10 protein-coding genes and 1 pseudogene are annotated in these 15893 nt (G+C 64.3%); 2 read left to right on the plus strand and 9 right to left on the minus strand.

The annotated features are described in order from the left end of the window. From KY465_RS06420 to KY465_RS06460, 9 genes and pseudogenes are all read right to left on the minus strand, one after another. Nucleotides 1-1116: a YeeE/YedE family protein gene (locus tag KY465_RS06420; protein ID WP_219200874.1), complete on the minus strand. Its 1116-nt coding sequence runs from the start codon at nucleotides 1114-1116 to the stop codon at nucleotides 1-3. 150 nt (nucleotides 1117-1266) lie between these two features. Then, nucleotides 1267-2364 (minus strand): zinc-binding metallopeptidase family protein, encoded by a 1098-nt coding sequence (locus KY465_RS06425; protein WP_219200875.1) that lies wholly within the window; start codon nucleotides 2362-2364, stop codon nucleotides 1267-1269. A 165-nt stretch (nucleotides 2365-2529) separates the two neighbouring features. Further along, the gene (gene ppdK, locus KY465_RS06430) at nucleotides 2530-5199 is read right to left on the minus strand and encodes a pyruvate, phosphate dikinase (RefSeq protein WP_219201694.1); all 2670 of its coding nucleotides are present in this window, start codon (nucleotides 5197-5199) and stop codon (nucleotides 2530-2532) included. Between the two features lie 202 nt (nucleotides 5200-5401). After that, nucleotides 5402-7123 carry a TadG family pilus assembly protein gene (locus KY465_RS06435; protein ID WP_219200876.1) on the minus strand — a complete coding sequence of 574 codons (1722 nt, stop codon included), beginning with the start codon at nucleotides 7121-7123 and terminating at the stop codon, nucleotides 5402-5404. Continuing rightward, a pseudogene (locus KY465_RS06440) lies at nucleotides 7123-7545 on the minus strand (TadE family protein). Before KY465_RS06440 ends, KY465_RS06435 begins: the two are co-directional and overlap by 1 nt. Nucleotides 7546-7768: 223 nt before the next feature. Next, entirely contained in the window at nucleotides 7769-11230 is a 3462-nt protein-coding gene (locus KY465_RS06445; RefSeq protein WP_219200877.1) for a chromosome segregation SMC family protein, read from the minus strand. A gap of 111 nt (nucleotides 11231-11341) precedes the next feature. Next, a complete protein-coding gene (locus tag KY465_RS06450; protein ID WP_219200878.1) occupies nucleotides 11342-12031 on the minus strand; it encodes a DsbA family protein in 690 nt (229 codons plus the stop codon). Nucleotides 12032-12198: 167 nt separating this feature from the next. Beyond that, nucleotides 12199-13470, minus strand: a complete 1272-nt coding sequence (locus KY465_RS06455; RefSeq protein WP_219200879.1) for a class I SAM-dependent methyltransferase — start codon at nucleotides 13468-13470, stop codon at nucleotides 12199-12201. Between the two features lie 176 nt (nucleotides 13471-13646). Beyond that, a complete protein-coding gene (locus KY465_RS06460; protein WP_219200880.1) occupies nucleotides 13647-14153 on the minus strand; it encodes a DUF721 domain-containing protein in 507 nt (168 codons plus the stop codon). 131 nt (nucleotides 14154-14284) lie between these two features. On the opposite strand from KY465_RS06460, the gene mutY reads away from it, so the two are divergent. Both mutY and KY465_RS06470 read left to right on the plus strand, forming a co-directional pair. After that, nucleotides 14285-15397 carry an A/G-specific adenine glycosylase gene (gene mutY, locus KY465_RS06465; protein WP_219200881.1) on the plus strand — a complete coding sequence of 371 codons (1113 nt, stop codon included), beginning with the start codon at nucleotides 14285-14287 and terminating at the stop codon, nucleotides 15395-15397. 97 nt (nucleotides 15398-15494) lie between these two features. Next, nucleotides 15495-15851, plus strand: a complete 357-nt coding sequence (locus KY465_RS06470) for a nuclear transport factor 2 family protein (RefSeq protein ID WP_219200882.1) — start codon at nucleotides 15495-15497, stop codon at nucleotides 15849-15851. Nucleotides 15852-15893 lie beyond the last annotated feature (42 nt).

Raw genomic sequence — 15893 nt, forward strand, 5'->3', positions numbered from 1 at the left:
CTATTCGGCAGGGGTCAGTGCGCCTGAGGGCTTGCCGATGACATCGGGCGCGCGGCCCTGGCGTTCCGAGCGGCGGTCGATGAACAGATCCGTGACCGCCGCGCCGGCGACCATTGAAGCCAGTCCGAGCAGCGAGGACAAGGCGAGCACCGAACCGCCGGTAAAGCCAGCGCCGATGGTGCAGCCCACCGCGAGAATGCCGCCAAATCCCATCAGCGCGGCGCCGCCGACATAGCGAAAGACCGAGGGGGTGCCAGTTTCACCGAACTTGGCCAGGCGCAGATCGCGAAACAGCAGCGCGGCGAGAAAGGCGCCGGCGAAAATGCCCAGCAGGATGCCCTGATCGAACCCGGCGGCAGATACGCTGCCGAGCGCATATTGAATGGTGGTCGCGAGCGGACGGATGAAGGACAGGCTCTCGGCCTGCACCGGTTCAAAGGCCTGGATCGACAGCTGGTAGGTGAAGTACCACCCGCCGACAATGGTGGCGCCAACGAGGGCGCCAGCGCCATAGCGCCAGAGCGGCAGGCGGCTTTTCCAGGCGACGAACAGCGAGCCGAGGAGAAGCGCCGCACCAAGGATGACACCGGAGATCTGGCGGATGCCGAATTGGGCGAGAATATCGTTGCCGCCAACGGCCTGGGTGCTCAGCAGCCCGCCGGTAAGATCGCGCAGGGGAACGAGGATGCCGGTATAGGTGGCGTAGCCCACAAGAGCGACAATGAGGATCGAGGTGATGGCACGCAGGTTGCCGGAGGCGCCCAGCACCATCAGGCGCGAGACGCAGCCACGGGTCAGAACCATGCCGATCCCGAACACCAAGCCGCCGATCAGGGCGCCCGAAAGGCTTTGTGCCGTCGAGAAGAAACGCGTTTCCCGCACTTCCACATGGCCACTCCAGATCAGCAGCTGAACGCCGAATATGGCAATGGCGAAACCGGCAAGCCAGGTGGCAAGCGCCTTGAGATCGCGGCGGCGCGTCAGGTCAAGCACCGCCGATCGCGTGCAGAACGCCGAACGCTGCGCGAAAAATCCGAAAAGCAGGCCAAGCACAGCGCCGCCGACGAGAGCGGCGCCCGCTTCACCGACGGTGTCAAACAGGGGCACGAGATCCATGGTTCAATCTCCGAGTAACAAACCATGAAAATACACGGGATGAATGCCGCTTACGTGGGCGGTCCATGCGGTAATTCCGGCGCTCGAGAGAATAAATTGCTCGCTGGACCGCCGGCTTGAGGGTTTTCATGCTCGCCGCCGGCGAGAAGCTCAGCCGAAGCGGGCACCGCCAAACCGTCCGCGCACCAGATCATGAATGAAGCCAAGTTTCTCGATCACCTTCGGGGACAGGACGAATGGATAGAGATCACCGTGGCCCATGCTGCGGTTGAAGGAGTTGAGGGCCGCCGACAGCGCCAGCCAGGCATCGGCGATCTGGGTTACCGTCGTGTCGTGTCCATAGGCGTCGAAACCGATGTCGGTGGCCAGCAGGCCGTCCGGTGCGACACCGGGTGCGGTGCGCACGCCCCAGGCGCGCCCGGTATCGAGACTGTCGATGATGTGCAGATAGTGCGCCCATGTCTCGGCAAAATCCTCCCAGGCATGGGCGCCGGCATAGGACGAGACGAATTCCTGCTGCCAGTCGGGCCGCGGGCCGTTCTCGTAATGTCGCTTCAGCGCCGCCGCGTAGTCTTCGGTGTCATCGCCGAACAGGGCGCGGCAGGCGGCGAGCGCATTGCCGGAACTGTCGCGGACGAGGCGGTCCCAATACCAGTGCCCGACCTCGTGCCGAAAATGCCCCAGCAGTGTGCGGTAAGGTTCGCCGAGCGCCTGACGGCGCCGGACCCGCTCGGCCTCATCGGCCTCGGCCAGGGCGATGGTGATCAGCCCTTCGTCGTGGCCGGTCATCACCTTCTTGCTGGAACTGGCACCCTCGGCGAGAAAATCGAAGCCAAGACCTTCGTTTGGATCCTGGCGCCGGTCGGTGAGCGGCAATTGCAGCTGCAGCAGCGTGTAAAACAGCCGGCGCTTGGCGATTTCCATCGCCTGCCAGTGGGCGAGATTGTCGCCCTGGTCGGGATCGGGAACCGTCTCGTTGTGGCGGCAGGCGAGACAATAGGTTTCGGGATTGTCGGCGCGCACCAGCCAGTTGCAGACGCCAAAGCGGTAGTTGTCGCAATAGCGGCAGTCCGGGCCGCCGGCATGAGGGCCATGGCTGCCGGCCGGTTTCCAGACGTCGCCGGCCCGTTCAAGGGCGATCATGGTGTTGGAGCCCGGCTCATAGCCGGTTGCGGCGCCGCAGCGCTCGCAGGTCACATTCTCAAAGAACACCACCTGCTGGCAGTGGGTACAGGTAAAAAGCTTCATGACGGAGGTTTCCTCGGGGAACACCGTCCCCTTTGCGGTTACCGACACAATGCGGCCAGCGCTGGCTTGTTCCGGAACTTGTACCCTTTGTCGCGGGAATATTCGCTGCCGCGCCGGGCGCCCCGGATATTCCAGGGGCCAGGCTGCGCCGGCGCCACCCGCCCGTCAACTCTCCGTCGCGGAGATCGCGGCCTGGGCGGCCGCCAGCCGGGCAATCGGCACGCGGAAGGGCGAGCAGGAGACATAGTCGAGGCCGACCTGCTGGCAAAACCGGATCGAGGCGGGATCGCCGCCATGCTCGCCGCAAATGCCGAGCTTGATGTCGGGCCGGGTCTGACGTCCCTTCTCAGTGGCCATGCGCACCAGTTCGCCGACGCCCTCGACATCGATCGAGACAAACGGGTCGTGATCGATGATGCCCTTCTGCCGGTAGGTCTGCAGGAACGAGGCGGCATCGTCGCGGGAGATACCGAATGTGGTCTGGGTCAGGTCGTTGGTGCCGAAGGAGAAGAATTCGGCAGCCTCGGCGATGCGCGCGGCACGGATCGCGGCGCGCGGCAATTCGATCATCGTGCCGACAAGATAGGTGATCGACTGGCCGGATTCCTCGATCACCTGTCGGGCCACCGCGTCGATGCGCGCCTTGACGTAATCCAGTTCCTCGCGCAGGCTGACCAGCGGCACCATGATCTCCGGTTCGACCGGCGCGCCGGTGCTCTTGGCGGCTTCGACAGCCGCCTCGAAGATGGCGCGGGTCTGCATCTCGGCGATTTCCGGATAGGAGATGGCGAGGCGGCAACCGCGATGACCAAGCATCGGGTTGAATTCGTGCAGTTCCTCGACGCGCGAGGCCAGCAGGTCCGGATCCACGCCGAGCAGACCGGCGACTTCGGCGATTTCCTCGGGCGATTTCGGCAGAAACTCGTGCAGCGGCGGGTCGAGCAGACGGATGGTCACCGGCAGCCCGTTCATGATCTCGAACAGTTCGGTAAAATCGGAGCGCTGCATCGGCAGCAATTTGGCGAGGGCGGCGCGGCGGCCATCCTCGTTGTCGGCGAGAATCATCTCGCGCATCGAGATGATCCGGTCCTCCTCGAAAAACATGTGCTCGGTGCGGCACAGGCCGATGCCTTCAGCGCCGAAGGAACGGGCGGCGCGGGCGTCCGCCGGCGTCTCGGCGTTGGTGCGCACCTTCATCTGGCGGGCCGCATCGGCCCATTCCATGATGCGGCCGAAATCGCCCGACAATTCGGGCTGCAGCATGGCAACGGATCCCTTCAGCACCTGGCCGGATGACCCATCCAGCGTGATGGTGTCGCCCTCTCCCAATTCGCCGGCCAGGGTCAGGAGACGCTTTCGCCGGCTGTCGATGCGCAGGCCGCCGGCACCGGACACGCAAGGCGTGCCCATGCCGCGGGCGACAACCGCCGCATGGCTGGTCATGCCGCCACGGATCGTCAGAATGCCCTCGGCGGCATGCATGCCGTGGATGTCCTCGGGGCTGGTCTCGACCCGCACGAGAATGACCTTGCGGCCGGTGCGGCTGGCTTCGACCGCATCTTCGGAGGTGAAGACGATCTCGCCGGTAGCCGCGCCCGGCGAGGCCGGCAGGCCGGAGCCGATGATATTCCGCTCGGCCTTCGGATCGATGGTCGGGTGCAGAAGCTGGTCGAGGGAGCCGGGCTCGATGCGGCCCACTGCTTCCTGCGGGCTGATCAGTCCGGCATCGGCCATCTCGACGGCGATCTTGAGTGCGGCGCGGGCGGTGCGCTTGCCATTGCGCGTCTGCAGCATCCACAGTTTGCCGCGCTCGATGGTGAATTCGAGATCCTGCATGTCGCGATAATGGTTCTCGAGCCGCTTGGTGATCTCGACGAATTCGGCGAAGGCCTCGGGCATCGATTTTTCCAGGGACGGCTTGTCCGAGCCGGACTCGATACGGCCGGCCTCGGTCAGCGACTGCGGCGTCCTGATGCCGGCGACGACATCCTCGCCCTGGGCATTGATCAGGAATTCGCCATACAGGCGGTTCTCGCCGGTCGACGGGTTGCGCGTAAAGGCGACACCGGTGGCCGAGGTGTTGCCGAAATTGCCGAACACCATGGCCTGCACATTGACGGCGGTGCCCCAGGAGGCCGGCACGTCATGCAGCTGGCGGTAGGTGATGGCGCGCGCATTCATCCAGCTCGAGAAGACGGCGCCGATGGCGCCCCAAAGCTGTTCATGCGGATCCTGCGGGAACGGCGTTCCCAGTTCTTCCTCGATCATCTGTTTGTAGCGGGCAATGATGGTCTGCCACTCCTCGGCCGAAACATCGGTATCGAGTTCATGCCCGAGGCGGGCTTTCTCGTCCTCGAGAATTTCCTCGAACGCCTCGTGATCAGCGCCCATGACGACGTTGGCGTACATCTGGATGAAGCGGCGGTAGCTGTCATAGGCGAAGCCCTCATCCCCGCTCTCACGCGCCATGGCGCGCACCGTCTCGTCGTTGAGCCCGAGATTGAGCACGGTGTCCATCATGCCGGGCATGGAGGCGCGGGCGCCGGAGCGCACCGAGAGAAGCAACGGATGCTCGGCATCGCCGAACTGCCGCCCGGCCATCTCCCCCACCTTTGAAAGCGCGGCCGAAACCTCGTCGCGAAGACCCTCGGGGAACTGCCGGCCGGCCTCGTAGTATGCGTTGCAGGTGTCGGTGGTGATCGTCAGACCGGGCGGCACCGGCAGGCCGAGATTGCACATTTCGGCGAGATTGGCGCCCTTGCCGCCGAGCAGGTTGCGGTCGCGCGCCGAACCTTCGGCCTTGCCGTCACCGAACAGATACACCCGTTTTGTCATGCTCATTCCTTCCGCCCGATCGCCAGCAGCGCCGACACCCTGTCGCATCGGCAAGGGTTATGAGAGGCTGGCGCGAAAGGTCAAGCCCGGAACGGCGTGCAAGGCGTGGCTATACCGGCGAAATCGTCTTCGGGGCCGGTACCGGACCGGTCAGGCGGCCGCGCTCCAGGGGGGACATGGAACGCGGCCTGCCCGGTCGGCGTCACTGTACAAGTGTGGGGGCACCGCAGTGAACGCCGGTAACGCTGACATCGGCGGCGCCGACGCGCACCCCGAGGGTCAAAAGCGTGTTGTAAAGCACAACATCAAGAGGGGCCGCGGCGCTGTCGAGCTTGCCGCCAACCAGGGCCAGAAGCGCTTGCGGGGTCATGACGGAAATGCCGAGCACATCGGCTTCGAGGTCGAGACTGGAGAGAAGACTGCCTGTCAGGGACGAGGCAATCGTACTGGTTGACACTGTCTTGATGCGCCGGTCGCGAATATCGGCCGGGCTGAAACTGACCTTTGTACTGTGCGTGTTGGCGATTTCTACATCGGCAATGGCGTTGATGCGGGCTACCGGGGTCGTGACGATCTCGGCTTTGGAGACCACCAAGGGGGCGGTGAAATCATCGAGTTTCGACCTGTCGATGCTACCAATCGCAATCTCGGCCAGGCCCGGGGTGACGGAGAGATCGACATGCGCATTGTCGCCGACACCGGCGCAGCGGATCGCCGCCAATTGCGCTTTCGCCTGGGCCGCCTCGACATAGATCGGCACATGCAAGGAGGTGCCGAGCACCGACAAGACACCGCTGGTCCGGGCCTCGATGAGCAGGCGAAGTTGCGATGTGCGCACCGGCGCGCTGCCGGCAGCGACGACGGGGGAATTGTTGGCCGGCTCGCCGATCGCCAGGCTGACATCGACTTCGGCAAGGCCCGGCAAGGTTGTCGGCAGGGTCAGTTCGACCTGCCGCGCCCCGCCTGACAGGGCGGCCGCAGCAGAGATCAGCCGCATGGCGTCGGCGTAGATTGCCAGCGACTGTTCGGTATCGATATCCTGCGATCCAATCGCTTCCAGATTGAGCAGGTCGCCGAGGCAGATCTCGGTGTCGAGATCGCCGAGCGCCGTTTCGAGGACATACAGGGCATTGGCGGTGCGGATGGGAACGCCGCGCGTCTGCCGCATGGCCGAAAGCAGCTGTGGCAGCGTGACGTCGCTGGCGAGGAGATCATCGAATGTGGCCGCCGTCAGGCCGATATCGCTAGCCATGAGCCGGGAGAAGGAAAGAAGATCGATATCGGTGTCGATCAAGGCTTCGTAATCGGCGAGGCTGAGCGAGACCTCGGTGCCGAGCAGACCGCTTAGAACCGCGTTCAGCACACCGCCATTCAACGAGGCCAGCCGGGAGCCGATCCAGTAGGACGCCTCCTTGCTTGCCGCCGCCGTGCCGCTCACCTCGAAGGCGAAGGGCTGCATGAACATACGGCCGAAATAAAGGTCGGCGTCCTGCCGGGCGGTGATGCGTACCGCGTCGGGCGTGTCGCTGTCGGGCGTGAAGCGATCGCCGATGGCGAGACGCTCGTCGGCGCGATAGCGGCCCTCCTCGATGGTCAGGATCGTCCCGATCTCGGCCGCATCGGCCGGCGCGATCGGGGCGCCATCGGGCATGACGTAGCCGTCGGAGGTGGCGATTGCGTAATTCGTGCCGTTCAGCTGCTGATAGTGCTGCAGCGCGGCAACGGCGTCGTCGATCTGGCCGGCGGACTGGATGGCGGCGGTGTCGACCATGGCCTGCAACTCACGGTTTTGCAGCGTGATGGCGCCGTAATCGACACCGAGCGCCATGGCCCCGATGACGAACACCAAAGATACGGCCGAGGAGATGGCGATATTGCCGGCGTCATCGCGAAGAAAGCGCTTGCGGATCTGTTTGCTGGTCATCACACACCACCGATCCGAATGGTCGAGAAGCGCGAGATCGTCGGGTCGGGCAGAGCGAAGGAATAAAGCGACCAGATCGGCAACTGCGAGGAATCATAGGACAGATGCACGGTAAACTGGTTGGCGTTGTCGGGATCAGCCGTCACGGTGACCTGCAGCCGCTCCGGATCGATAAAACTGTTGTTGATCGTCGATGTCTCGATGAAATCGGTCGCCAGCGTCTGTCGCTCGGTGGTATTCAAACCGGCCACAGCGGCGCGTGATGCATCGGCCGCCAGTTATTGCACCGAATGGGCCGCGGCGAGATAAATGCCGTAGCCGGCTATTGTCAGCAAGATCAGAATAAAGATCGGAGCTACAATCGCAAATTCAACGGCTGCGGCTCCATTTTCTTCTCGGCGCAATAATCTGACTGTTTTCATCACCACGATCACTCCCTCTACTGCGCCCTCTCAAGCAAGATTTTCGGGAGTGAAAGTTATCAATTCTATTCATGCACCATGCAAATTTTCACAGGGCCAGAATCTAGGGGGCTTAATCTGTTAAAAGCAGATTAATATTTTATTCAATTTTAACGGGCAGGTGACGCGCCACGTCTGTCTTGGCTTGCAATTGAAGATCAAGCTTTTGTAATAATGAAGTGTTTCAGCTCGCTTCGCGCAGCTGCTCGGCCTTTTGCAGGTCGACGGAGACCAGTTGGCTGATGCCCTGCTCGGCCATGGTCACACCGAACAGCCGATTCATGCGCGCCATGGTGATCGGGTTGTGGGTGATGATGACGAAGCGCGTCTCGGTGGCGCGCGCCATTTCATCCATCAGGTTGCAGAAGCGTTCGACATTGTGGTCGTCGAGCGGCGCATCAACCTCATCGAGAACACAGATCGGCGCCGGGTTGGTGAGAAAGACCGCAAAGATCAGCGCCATGGCCGTGAGCGCCTGCTCGCCGCCCGACAAGAGGGTCATGGTCTGCGGCTTCTTGCCGGGCGGGCGAGCCAGGATCTCAAGACCCGCCTCCAGCGGGTCATCACTCTCGATCAGCTGCAGTTCCGCGGTGCCACCGCCGAAAAGATGGGTAAAGAGGCGCTGGAACTGATCGTTGACGATATCAAATGCGGCGAGCAGCCGTTCGCGCCCCTCCCGATTGAGGCTCTGGATCCCGCCGCGCAGCTTGCGGATGGCCTCGACCACATCCTCCCGCTCGGTGATGATCGTCTCCAGCCGCCCGGACAGTTCCGCCTGTTCTTCCTCGGCGCGCAGATTGACGGCACCGAGCCGTTCGCGGTCGACTTTAAGGCGATCGAGCGTGCGCTCGAGCGCGGCGGGCTCGGGCAAATCATCGTCACTCTTCAGCCCGGTATGGCGGATGGCGTGATGCGGGGCGCAATCCAGCGCCTCGCGGATGCGCGCCTCGGTGTCCTCACGCCGCTCGCGGGCGGCCAGCAGACGCTCTTCGGCCCGGCCACGCGCCTCGCGGGACTGCGACAGGGCGGCGATCGCTTCCGTCGCGGACTTGTCGGCGGCGCGGGAGGTGGTTTCCGCCTCGGCAAGACGGTCGGCGGCCTGTTTGCGCAGCGTATCGGCCTTGTCGAGCTCCTGCAGCAATTGCCGGCGGCGCAGATCGATCTCGCCAGGACTTTCCGCCATCGCCTCGAATTCGGCACGCGCCGCCTCGGCGCGGCTGGCGAGGGTTGCAAGCTGTTCTTCGGCGCCGCGCGCCCGTTCGATCCACGAGTTGCGCTCTTCTGCGATGGCTTCGAGGCGCTGATGCCGGGCGGCATTCTCCCGCTCCAGCCCCTCATGCGCGGCACGGGTTTCAGCCAGGCTGGCGCGATGGTCGGCGACCAGCGCCCGGCTGTCATCAAGGGCGCCTTGCAATCGGGAAAGATCGGGCACCAGTGATAATTGCTGCTTAGCGGCGGCCAGCGCCTCGCGCGCCTCGGCAGCCTGTTCGCTCAGTTGCGCGCGCGTCTGGGCGAGCACGTCCCGGCGGCCAGACAGTTCGCCGGCAGCCTTTTCCGCGGCGGCCAGCGCCTCGCGCGCCGTGCCGATCTCAGCGGTCGCAAGGCGGATCGCCTCGCGCCCCTGCTGGTGCTCGAGACGCCGCTCGGCAAGGTTTGCCGATGCCGAAGCGAGCGCGGTTTCGACCTCTTCGACGGCCTTTCCTGCCGTGGCGATCTCGGCATCGAGTTCGCTCAGCCGGTTCTTCTGCTCAAGGCGCATGGCGGCGGCGGTCGGCGCCTCGGGCGTGGCAACAAAGCCATCCCAGCGCACGACGGCGCCATCGCGCGTGACAAGCCGTTGCCCCGGCCGCAGGTCCGGTTGCAGGCGGCGCGCCGCAGCCAGGTCGGCGACAATGCCGATCTGGGCCAAGCGGCGGCCAAGTTCGGGCGGCGCCTGCACATGCCCGGCAAGCGGCAAAGCCTCTGCAGGCAGATCAGGGTCGCCGGCACGCGCCAGCAAAGTCCAGTGCGCCGGGGCGGAGGCATCGAGCGGCAGGTCGAGATCATCGCCGAGCGCGGCACCGAGCGCCGTTTCAAAGCCGCGGTCGACGCTGATTTTTTCAAGCACCGGCGGAAACAGGTCCGAACTCGCTCCGGTGTTGAGCATGCGTTCGATGGTGCGCGCCTCGGTCTCCGCGGCGTTCAGCCTGGCCCTGGCCTCGGCGACCGGCGGGCGGGCGGCGTCTTCCGCCTGGCGCGCCGCCTCGAGAGCCGCCTCCCGCCGTGCCAGATCCTGTTCGGCGTCGGCCAGATGGGCCTCGGCGCGCTGCAGCGCGCGCCGCTTTTCAGCCGGGTCCGGCAAGCTTTCGATGCGTGCGCTCAGCTCGGCGAGTTCTGCGTCATAGCGCTCGGCCTGGGCGTTCAGCCGCTTCTGCCGCTCTCCGATGTCGGCAATGGTCTTTTCCAGCTGAGTGCGTTCCGCCGCCGCATCGGCGCGGGTCGCGGTGCGGGCGGCAAGGTCCGCTTCGCTGGCGGCCAGTTGCGCGGCAGCAGCCTCGAATGCCGCCTTGCGCTCGGCGGCAACACCGCCAGCGGCAGAAAGGGCCTCCCGCAACCCGGCCTCCTCGGCGCTCAGCCGCTCGAGAATGCCGGCATTGTCCGCCATCAACTGTTTTTCTCGCGCCATGTCGGCGTCAAGCTGGGCGCGGCGCTGCTCAAGCTCCTCGCGGCGGCGCGCCATGCGCCCGGCTTCCTCTTCCAACTGGGTGCGGGCGATCTGCAAGCGCTGCAGGGCGGCGGCGGCAGAGGCCTCGCTGTCGCGCAGTTCCGGCAGGCGGTGAGCGGCGATAGCCTGCGCCTTGGCGGCCTGCATCTGATCCTGCGCCTTTTCCGCGACAATGCTGGTGGCCTGCGCCAGGGTCGATTCCGCCTCGCCTTCCTGCGTTTTCGCGGCCTGCCAGCGCAGATGCAAGAGCGTCGCCTCGGACTGGCGAATTTCAGCGGAAAGTGCACGGAAGCGGCCGGCCTGACGCGCCTGGCGCTTCAGGCTGTCGATCTGGCTTTCCAGTTCGGAGGTGACATCATCAAGTCGTTCGAGATTGGTTTCGGCAGCGCGAAGCCGCAGTTCCGCCTCATGGCGGCGCGAATGCAGGCCGGAAATACCGGCGGCTTCCTCTAGCAACTGACGGCGCGCCTGCGGCTTGGCCTGGATCAGTTCGCCGATGCGGCCCTGGCCGACCATCGAGGGCGAGCGGGCGCCGGTCGAGGCGTCGGCAAAGAGCAGTTGCACATCCTTGGCCCGCGCTTCCTTGCCGTTGATGCGATAGACCGAACCGGCTTCGCGCTCGATGCGGCGGGTGACCTGGATCTCGTCGGAATCGTTGAAGGCGGCGGGTGCGGTGCGATCGGAATTGTCGAGATAAAGACCGACCTCGGCGGTGTTGCGCGCCGGACGGTTGCCCGAGCCGGAAAAAATCACGTCATCCATGCCGGAGGCGCGCATGTTCTTGTAGGAATTCTCGCCCATCACCCAACGCATCGCTTCAACGAGGTTGGATTTGCCACAGCCATTGGGACCGACGATGCCGGTCAGGCCGCGCTCGATGACGAATTCAGTCGGTTCGACGAAGGATTTGAACCCGAGAAGGCGGAGGCGATTGAACTTCATGATCGCCGCCCCCCTGCCCGCCCCTCGACAAGGACGGCGAAACGAGCAAGGGCGTCAAAACGAACAAGGGCGGCGGGCCGGAGGGCCCGCGCACCTTGGCCGAACGCTCGATCAGAGCAGCGGATCGATGATCGCTGACATTTGTTCAATCGACAGATCCCCGGGATACCGCTTGCCGTTGATGAGGAAAGTCGGCGTCGAGTCCACCCCGTATTCGTTGGCAGCCACGTTTCTCACGGTATTCACATCATCGAGAAGTTGCTGGTTCGTCAAGCACGCCTCGAAGCTGTCCTGTGTAAAACCGGCCAGACGCGAGATTTCGAGCAATGCGGTGCGCGCATCCTGGGCGGTCGCCCATTTCGTCTGCTGGTTGAACAGGACATCGACCATCGGAAAAAACTGGTCATTGGGCGCGCAGCGGGCCAGCATGATGGCGGCTGCGGCGCGGGGATCGAGCGGGAATTCGCGCAAAATGAAGCGCACCTTGCCGGTGTCGATGTATTTCTCCTTCAAGGCGTCGAAGGTGTTGACGTGGAAGGCCTGGCAATGGGGACAGGTCATCGACATGTATTCGACGACGGTCACCGGGGCATCCGCATCGCCAAGCGCCTTTTCCTCGAGCGGGCCGGCCGCGAGCACCTTGTCCATGTCGACATCGCCGGCTGGCGTGGGCGCTTCGACCGCCGGCGTGCTCATCTTGGCGGAAGTGTCGGAGCTGCTGTCCTGCGCGCCCGAAGCGACGGTCAGCGCAAAGAGGGAAGCGGCGATCGCGGCGATCAGTCTGGTCGTCAGATATGCCATGGATTATCCTTTTCTGGCCTCTTGGGCGGGCACTACAGGGGCGGGCAACAAGGGCCCGATCGAGCCCGCGAAAACGGGCGGAAGTGAGACCTTGTCCTATAGGGGCAATTGTGGCCAAACGAAAGCGGGGCCGCTCAAACAACCGTGAGGCGTTTAGGGTCCGGACCCTAATTGCCGAGCGCCATATGGGCGGAATCGACGACTCGATCGAGAAATTGCGGCTCCAGACCGGCCAGCCGGCTTTCCTCGGCATGCAGGTAATCGCGGGTGATGGGCACCGCGTCACGCTGGCGGCCGAGCTGCAATTGAAACACATTCGATGAGAGGTCCATGAACGAGACCTCGCACATCGACAGGTAGAATTCCCACATGCGGCAGAACCGCTCGCCCATGATCTGCCGGGCCGTGTCGCGGCTGGCAGCAAAGCGGCGGCTCCATTCGGCCAGCGTGTAGCCGTAATGGACACGCAGGATTTCGCAATCCAGCAGCCAGAGCCGCGAGTCTTCCACCGCGGTCATGGTTTCCGACAGAGCGGGCGTGTAGCCGCCGGGGAAGATGTATTTGTGCAGGAAGGGGGTCGAGCCGCCCGGCGGCGCCATTGACGAGATGGCATGGATGAGCGCCACGCCATTGACCTTCAGACGTTGCTGCACCGTCGTGAAATACTCCTGCAGATATCCGGCGCCGACATGTTCGAGCATGCCGACGGAAACGATGCGGTCAAAGTCCTCGTTCACCTCTCGGTAGTCGCGCAGCTCAAAGTGAACGCGGTCGGAAACGCCAAGAATTTCGGCGCGGCGGCGAGCCACCTTGAGCTGGTTTTCCGACAGGGTGACGCCCACGACCTCGACGTCGGCAAGATGAGCGAGATACAGGCCCATGCCGCCCCATCCGCAGCCGATATCCAGGATGCGCTGCCCGTCCCTGATCTGCAGCTTGGCGGCAATGTGGCGCTTCTTCAGCGTCTGGGCGTCCTCGAGACTTTCCTCACCGGTGGGAAAATAGGCGCAGGAATATTGCATGTCGCGGTCGAGGAAGAGCCGGTAGATGTCCTCGCCAATATCGTAATGGTGGCTGACATTGCGCTTGGCGCGGCCGATCGGATTGTATTGCTGTATGAAGCGCAGGCGGCGCGCCACTTCCTGCCAGAAGCGCTGCGTCGGCGTGCGGTTGAGATGGGCGCGGTTGAGCGCGAAGATGCGGATGAGGTCGTGCAGGCTGCCCTGCTCGATGGTGATCCCGCCATCCATGTAGGCTTCGGGACCGCCCAGTTCGGGGTTGAGCAGAATGTGCCGCTCGACACCCGGTTCGGTAAAGCGGATCGCGACTTCCGGACCCGGTTCCTGGCCGCCGAAATTGGCGATGCTGCCGTCATATTTGGTGATTGTCAGGCGTCCGGCGCGGATCGCTCGCGAGAAAATCGGATCGAGAAGGCTCACGCGGCCACCCCGCAGCCGGCTTGCTGCCGACCGTTGCGCCAGACCATGCTGTGCGTTCGCACCATCTGCCCACCCCCTTGCGTGGACCGGCTTGCGCCGGAAACACCAGGAAACAACAGGACATCCAGAAGGATGTCTGACTTGCGCAGCTATAAAACCGCCCCGCGCCAGTGAAATCAAGGGGTGCGCTTGTTGCGCCCCAATACGCCGGTACCCAGCTTCTCCAGTGCCTGACGCAGCGCCGGATCTTCGACCTCGGCAAGCATGTCGCCGAGGCGCTTTTGTTCAAGGCGATCGAGAGGCGGCAGCGGCTTGCGCTTCTGCTCCGGCGCCACAGCCTTCTGGACGAAGCGAATGCGATCGACGGCGGGAAACCCGAAAAAGGCATTGACCCGCGAGACCAGCTGTCGCTCCTCATGCATCAGGAAGACAGCGCTGGCACCCTCGCAGGCGATGACCAGCTGGCCGGGGCTGAAGCCGGCACCGCTCTCCGGCTCGCCGGCCTGGCGGGGCCAGCGAATGCGCTCGGGACGCGATGTCTGCGCAAACCGCTCACCGACAATGGCATCCCACGAGGCGAGCAGCATGGTGTTGATGCCGGCACGGCGCGACAGCAGCGGATCGACCAGCCGGTTGGCGACGTCGGCGAGCGAGACGACCTTGCGGGACCGGGACCGTTTCATGGTCAGGCGTCCTTCCTGTTGCCGATGTCTGCCCGGCGGCCTTGATGCGGCGCACTGCGCCGTAGCGGCGGGGACAGACCGGATCGCATCAGCTATAAGGGGCGCGTGTTGATGATTCCAGCCTTACCCCGATGAATTTTGCAAAGCTCCTGCCCGCCGACGTGCTGCTTGCATGGTACGATCGTCACCAGCGTGCCCTGCCCTGGCGGCTTACTCCGGAGGCGCACGCCGCCGGTGACAGGGCCGACCCCTATCGGGTCTGGCTGTCGGAAATCATGCTGCAACAGACGACCGTGAAGGCCGTGAAACCGTATTTCGAGCGGTTCGTCACGCTCTGGCCCACGGTCGAATCTCTGGCGGCGGCCGGCGAGGAGCCGGTGCTGCGCGAATGGGCCGGGCTCGGCTATTATTCACGGGCCCGCAATCTGATCGCCTGTGCCCGCCGCGTCGCAACTGATCTTGGCGGCCGCTTTCCGCAGACATCGCTGGAGCTCCAGGACCTGCCGGGCATCGGCCCCTATACGGCGGCGGCGATCGCGGCGATTGCGTTCAACGAGCGGGCGGCGGTGGTCGATGGCAATATCGAGCGGGTGTTCAGCCGCTATTTCGCCATTTCGGCGCCATTGCCGCAAGCCAAGGCAGACATTCGCGAGCATGTGCTGGCCGCGACGCCGTCGCTCCGGCCCGGCGATTTCGCGCAGGCGCTGATGGATCTCGGTGCAACGCTGTGCACGCCGCGCAGTCCGGCCTGTGCCCTGTGTCCGCTCGAAGAGGGGTGTGTGGCCCGGCGCGGCGGCAATCCGACCGCCTTTCCGGTCAAGGCGCCGCGCAAGGTCAAGCCGGTGCGGCGCGGCGCGGCCTTCATTGCCGAGCGCGCCGGTGACGGGGCGGTGCTGCTCGTCAAACGCCCCGTCAAGGGGCTGCTCGGCGGCATGTCCGGCGTGCCGACCACCCATTGGACGGCGCGGCAGGACGGAGAGACCGGCATTTCGGCGGCGCCGCTGGCCGGTGAATGGCAGCGGGCCGGCACGATCGGCCACGTGTTCACGCATTTCGAATTGCGGCTCGATGTCTTCCATGCCGTCATCTGTTCACAAACGGCCGCATCCGCGACGCTGGACGGGTGGTGGAGCGCGCCGCGACACTTGCCCGAAGAAGCGCTGCCAAGCGTCATGAAAAAAGCGATCAGCGCCGCTCTGCCGCAGGCTTTCGCCCCGGCTCCGCAGCGCGGCAACCTGGCTTGAGCCCGTCTCCGGCGTCCGCAGGACACGCAAAATTCTTCAATTTTTTCATGAACCTATTCGTTTCTCGCGCGTTCTTGCAGAAGACGGAGGTACACGAATGTCACAAAAAGCCGAGTTATGGGATCTGGAGCGGGAGTTCTGGAGCCGCGATGCCGATTTCTTCGCCGAGCACATGGCCGAACATGCAGTGATGGTCATTCCGGTGCAGCAAGGCATCCTGAGCGGCGAAGAGATCCTTGAAACGCTTGGCGACGCCCCTCGCTGGCAGGAGGTCGATTTTGCCGATCAACAGCTGATCGAAGCGGACCATTTTGCGCTGCTGAGCTACCGGGCTCACGGGGCGCGCGAGGATGGCAGCGACTACCGCGCGCGCTGCGCCACGGGCTACATCCGCGATGGCGACGGCTGGCGCCTTATCAGCCATCAGCAAACGCCGGAGCGCGACGCCGCCTGATTGCAGGGTTGACTGCGCGTTCGAGAAATTTCCCGAGGAATA

This window comes from Neohoeflea coraliihabitans (genome assembly GCF_019334345.1).
GTDB lineage: Bacteria > Pseudomonadota > Alphaproteobacteria > Rhizobiales > Rhizobiaceae > Pseudohoeflea > Pseudohoeflea coraliihabitans.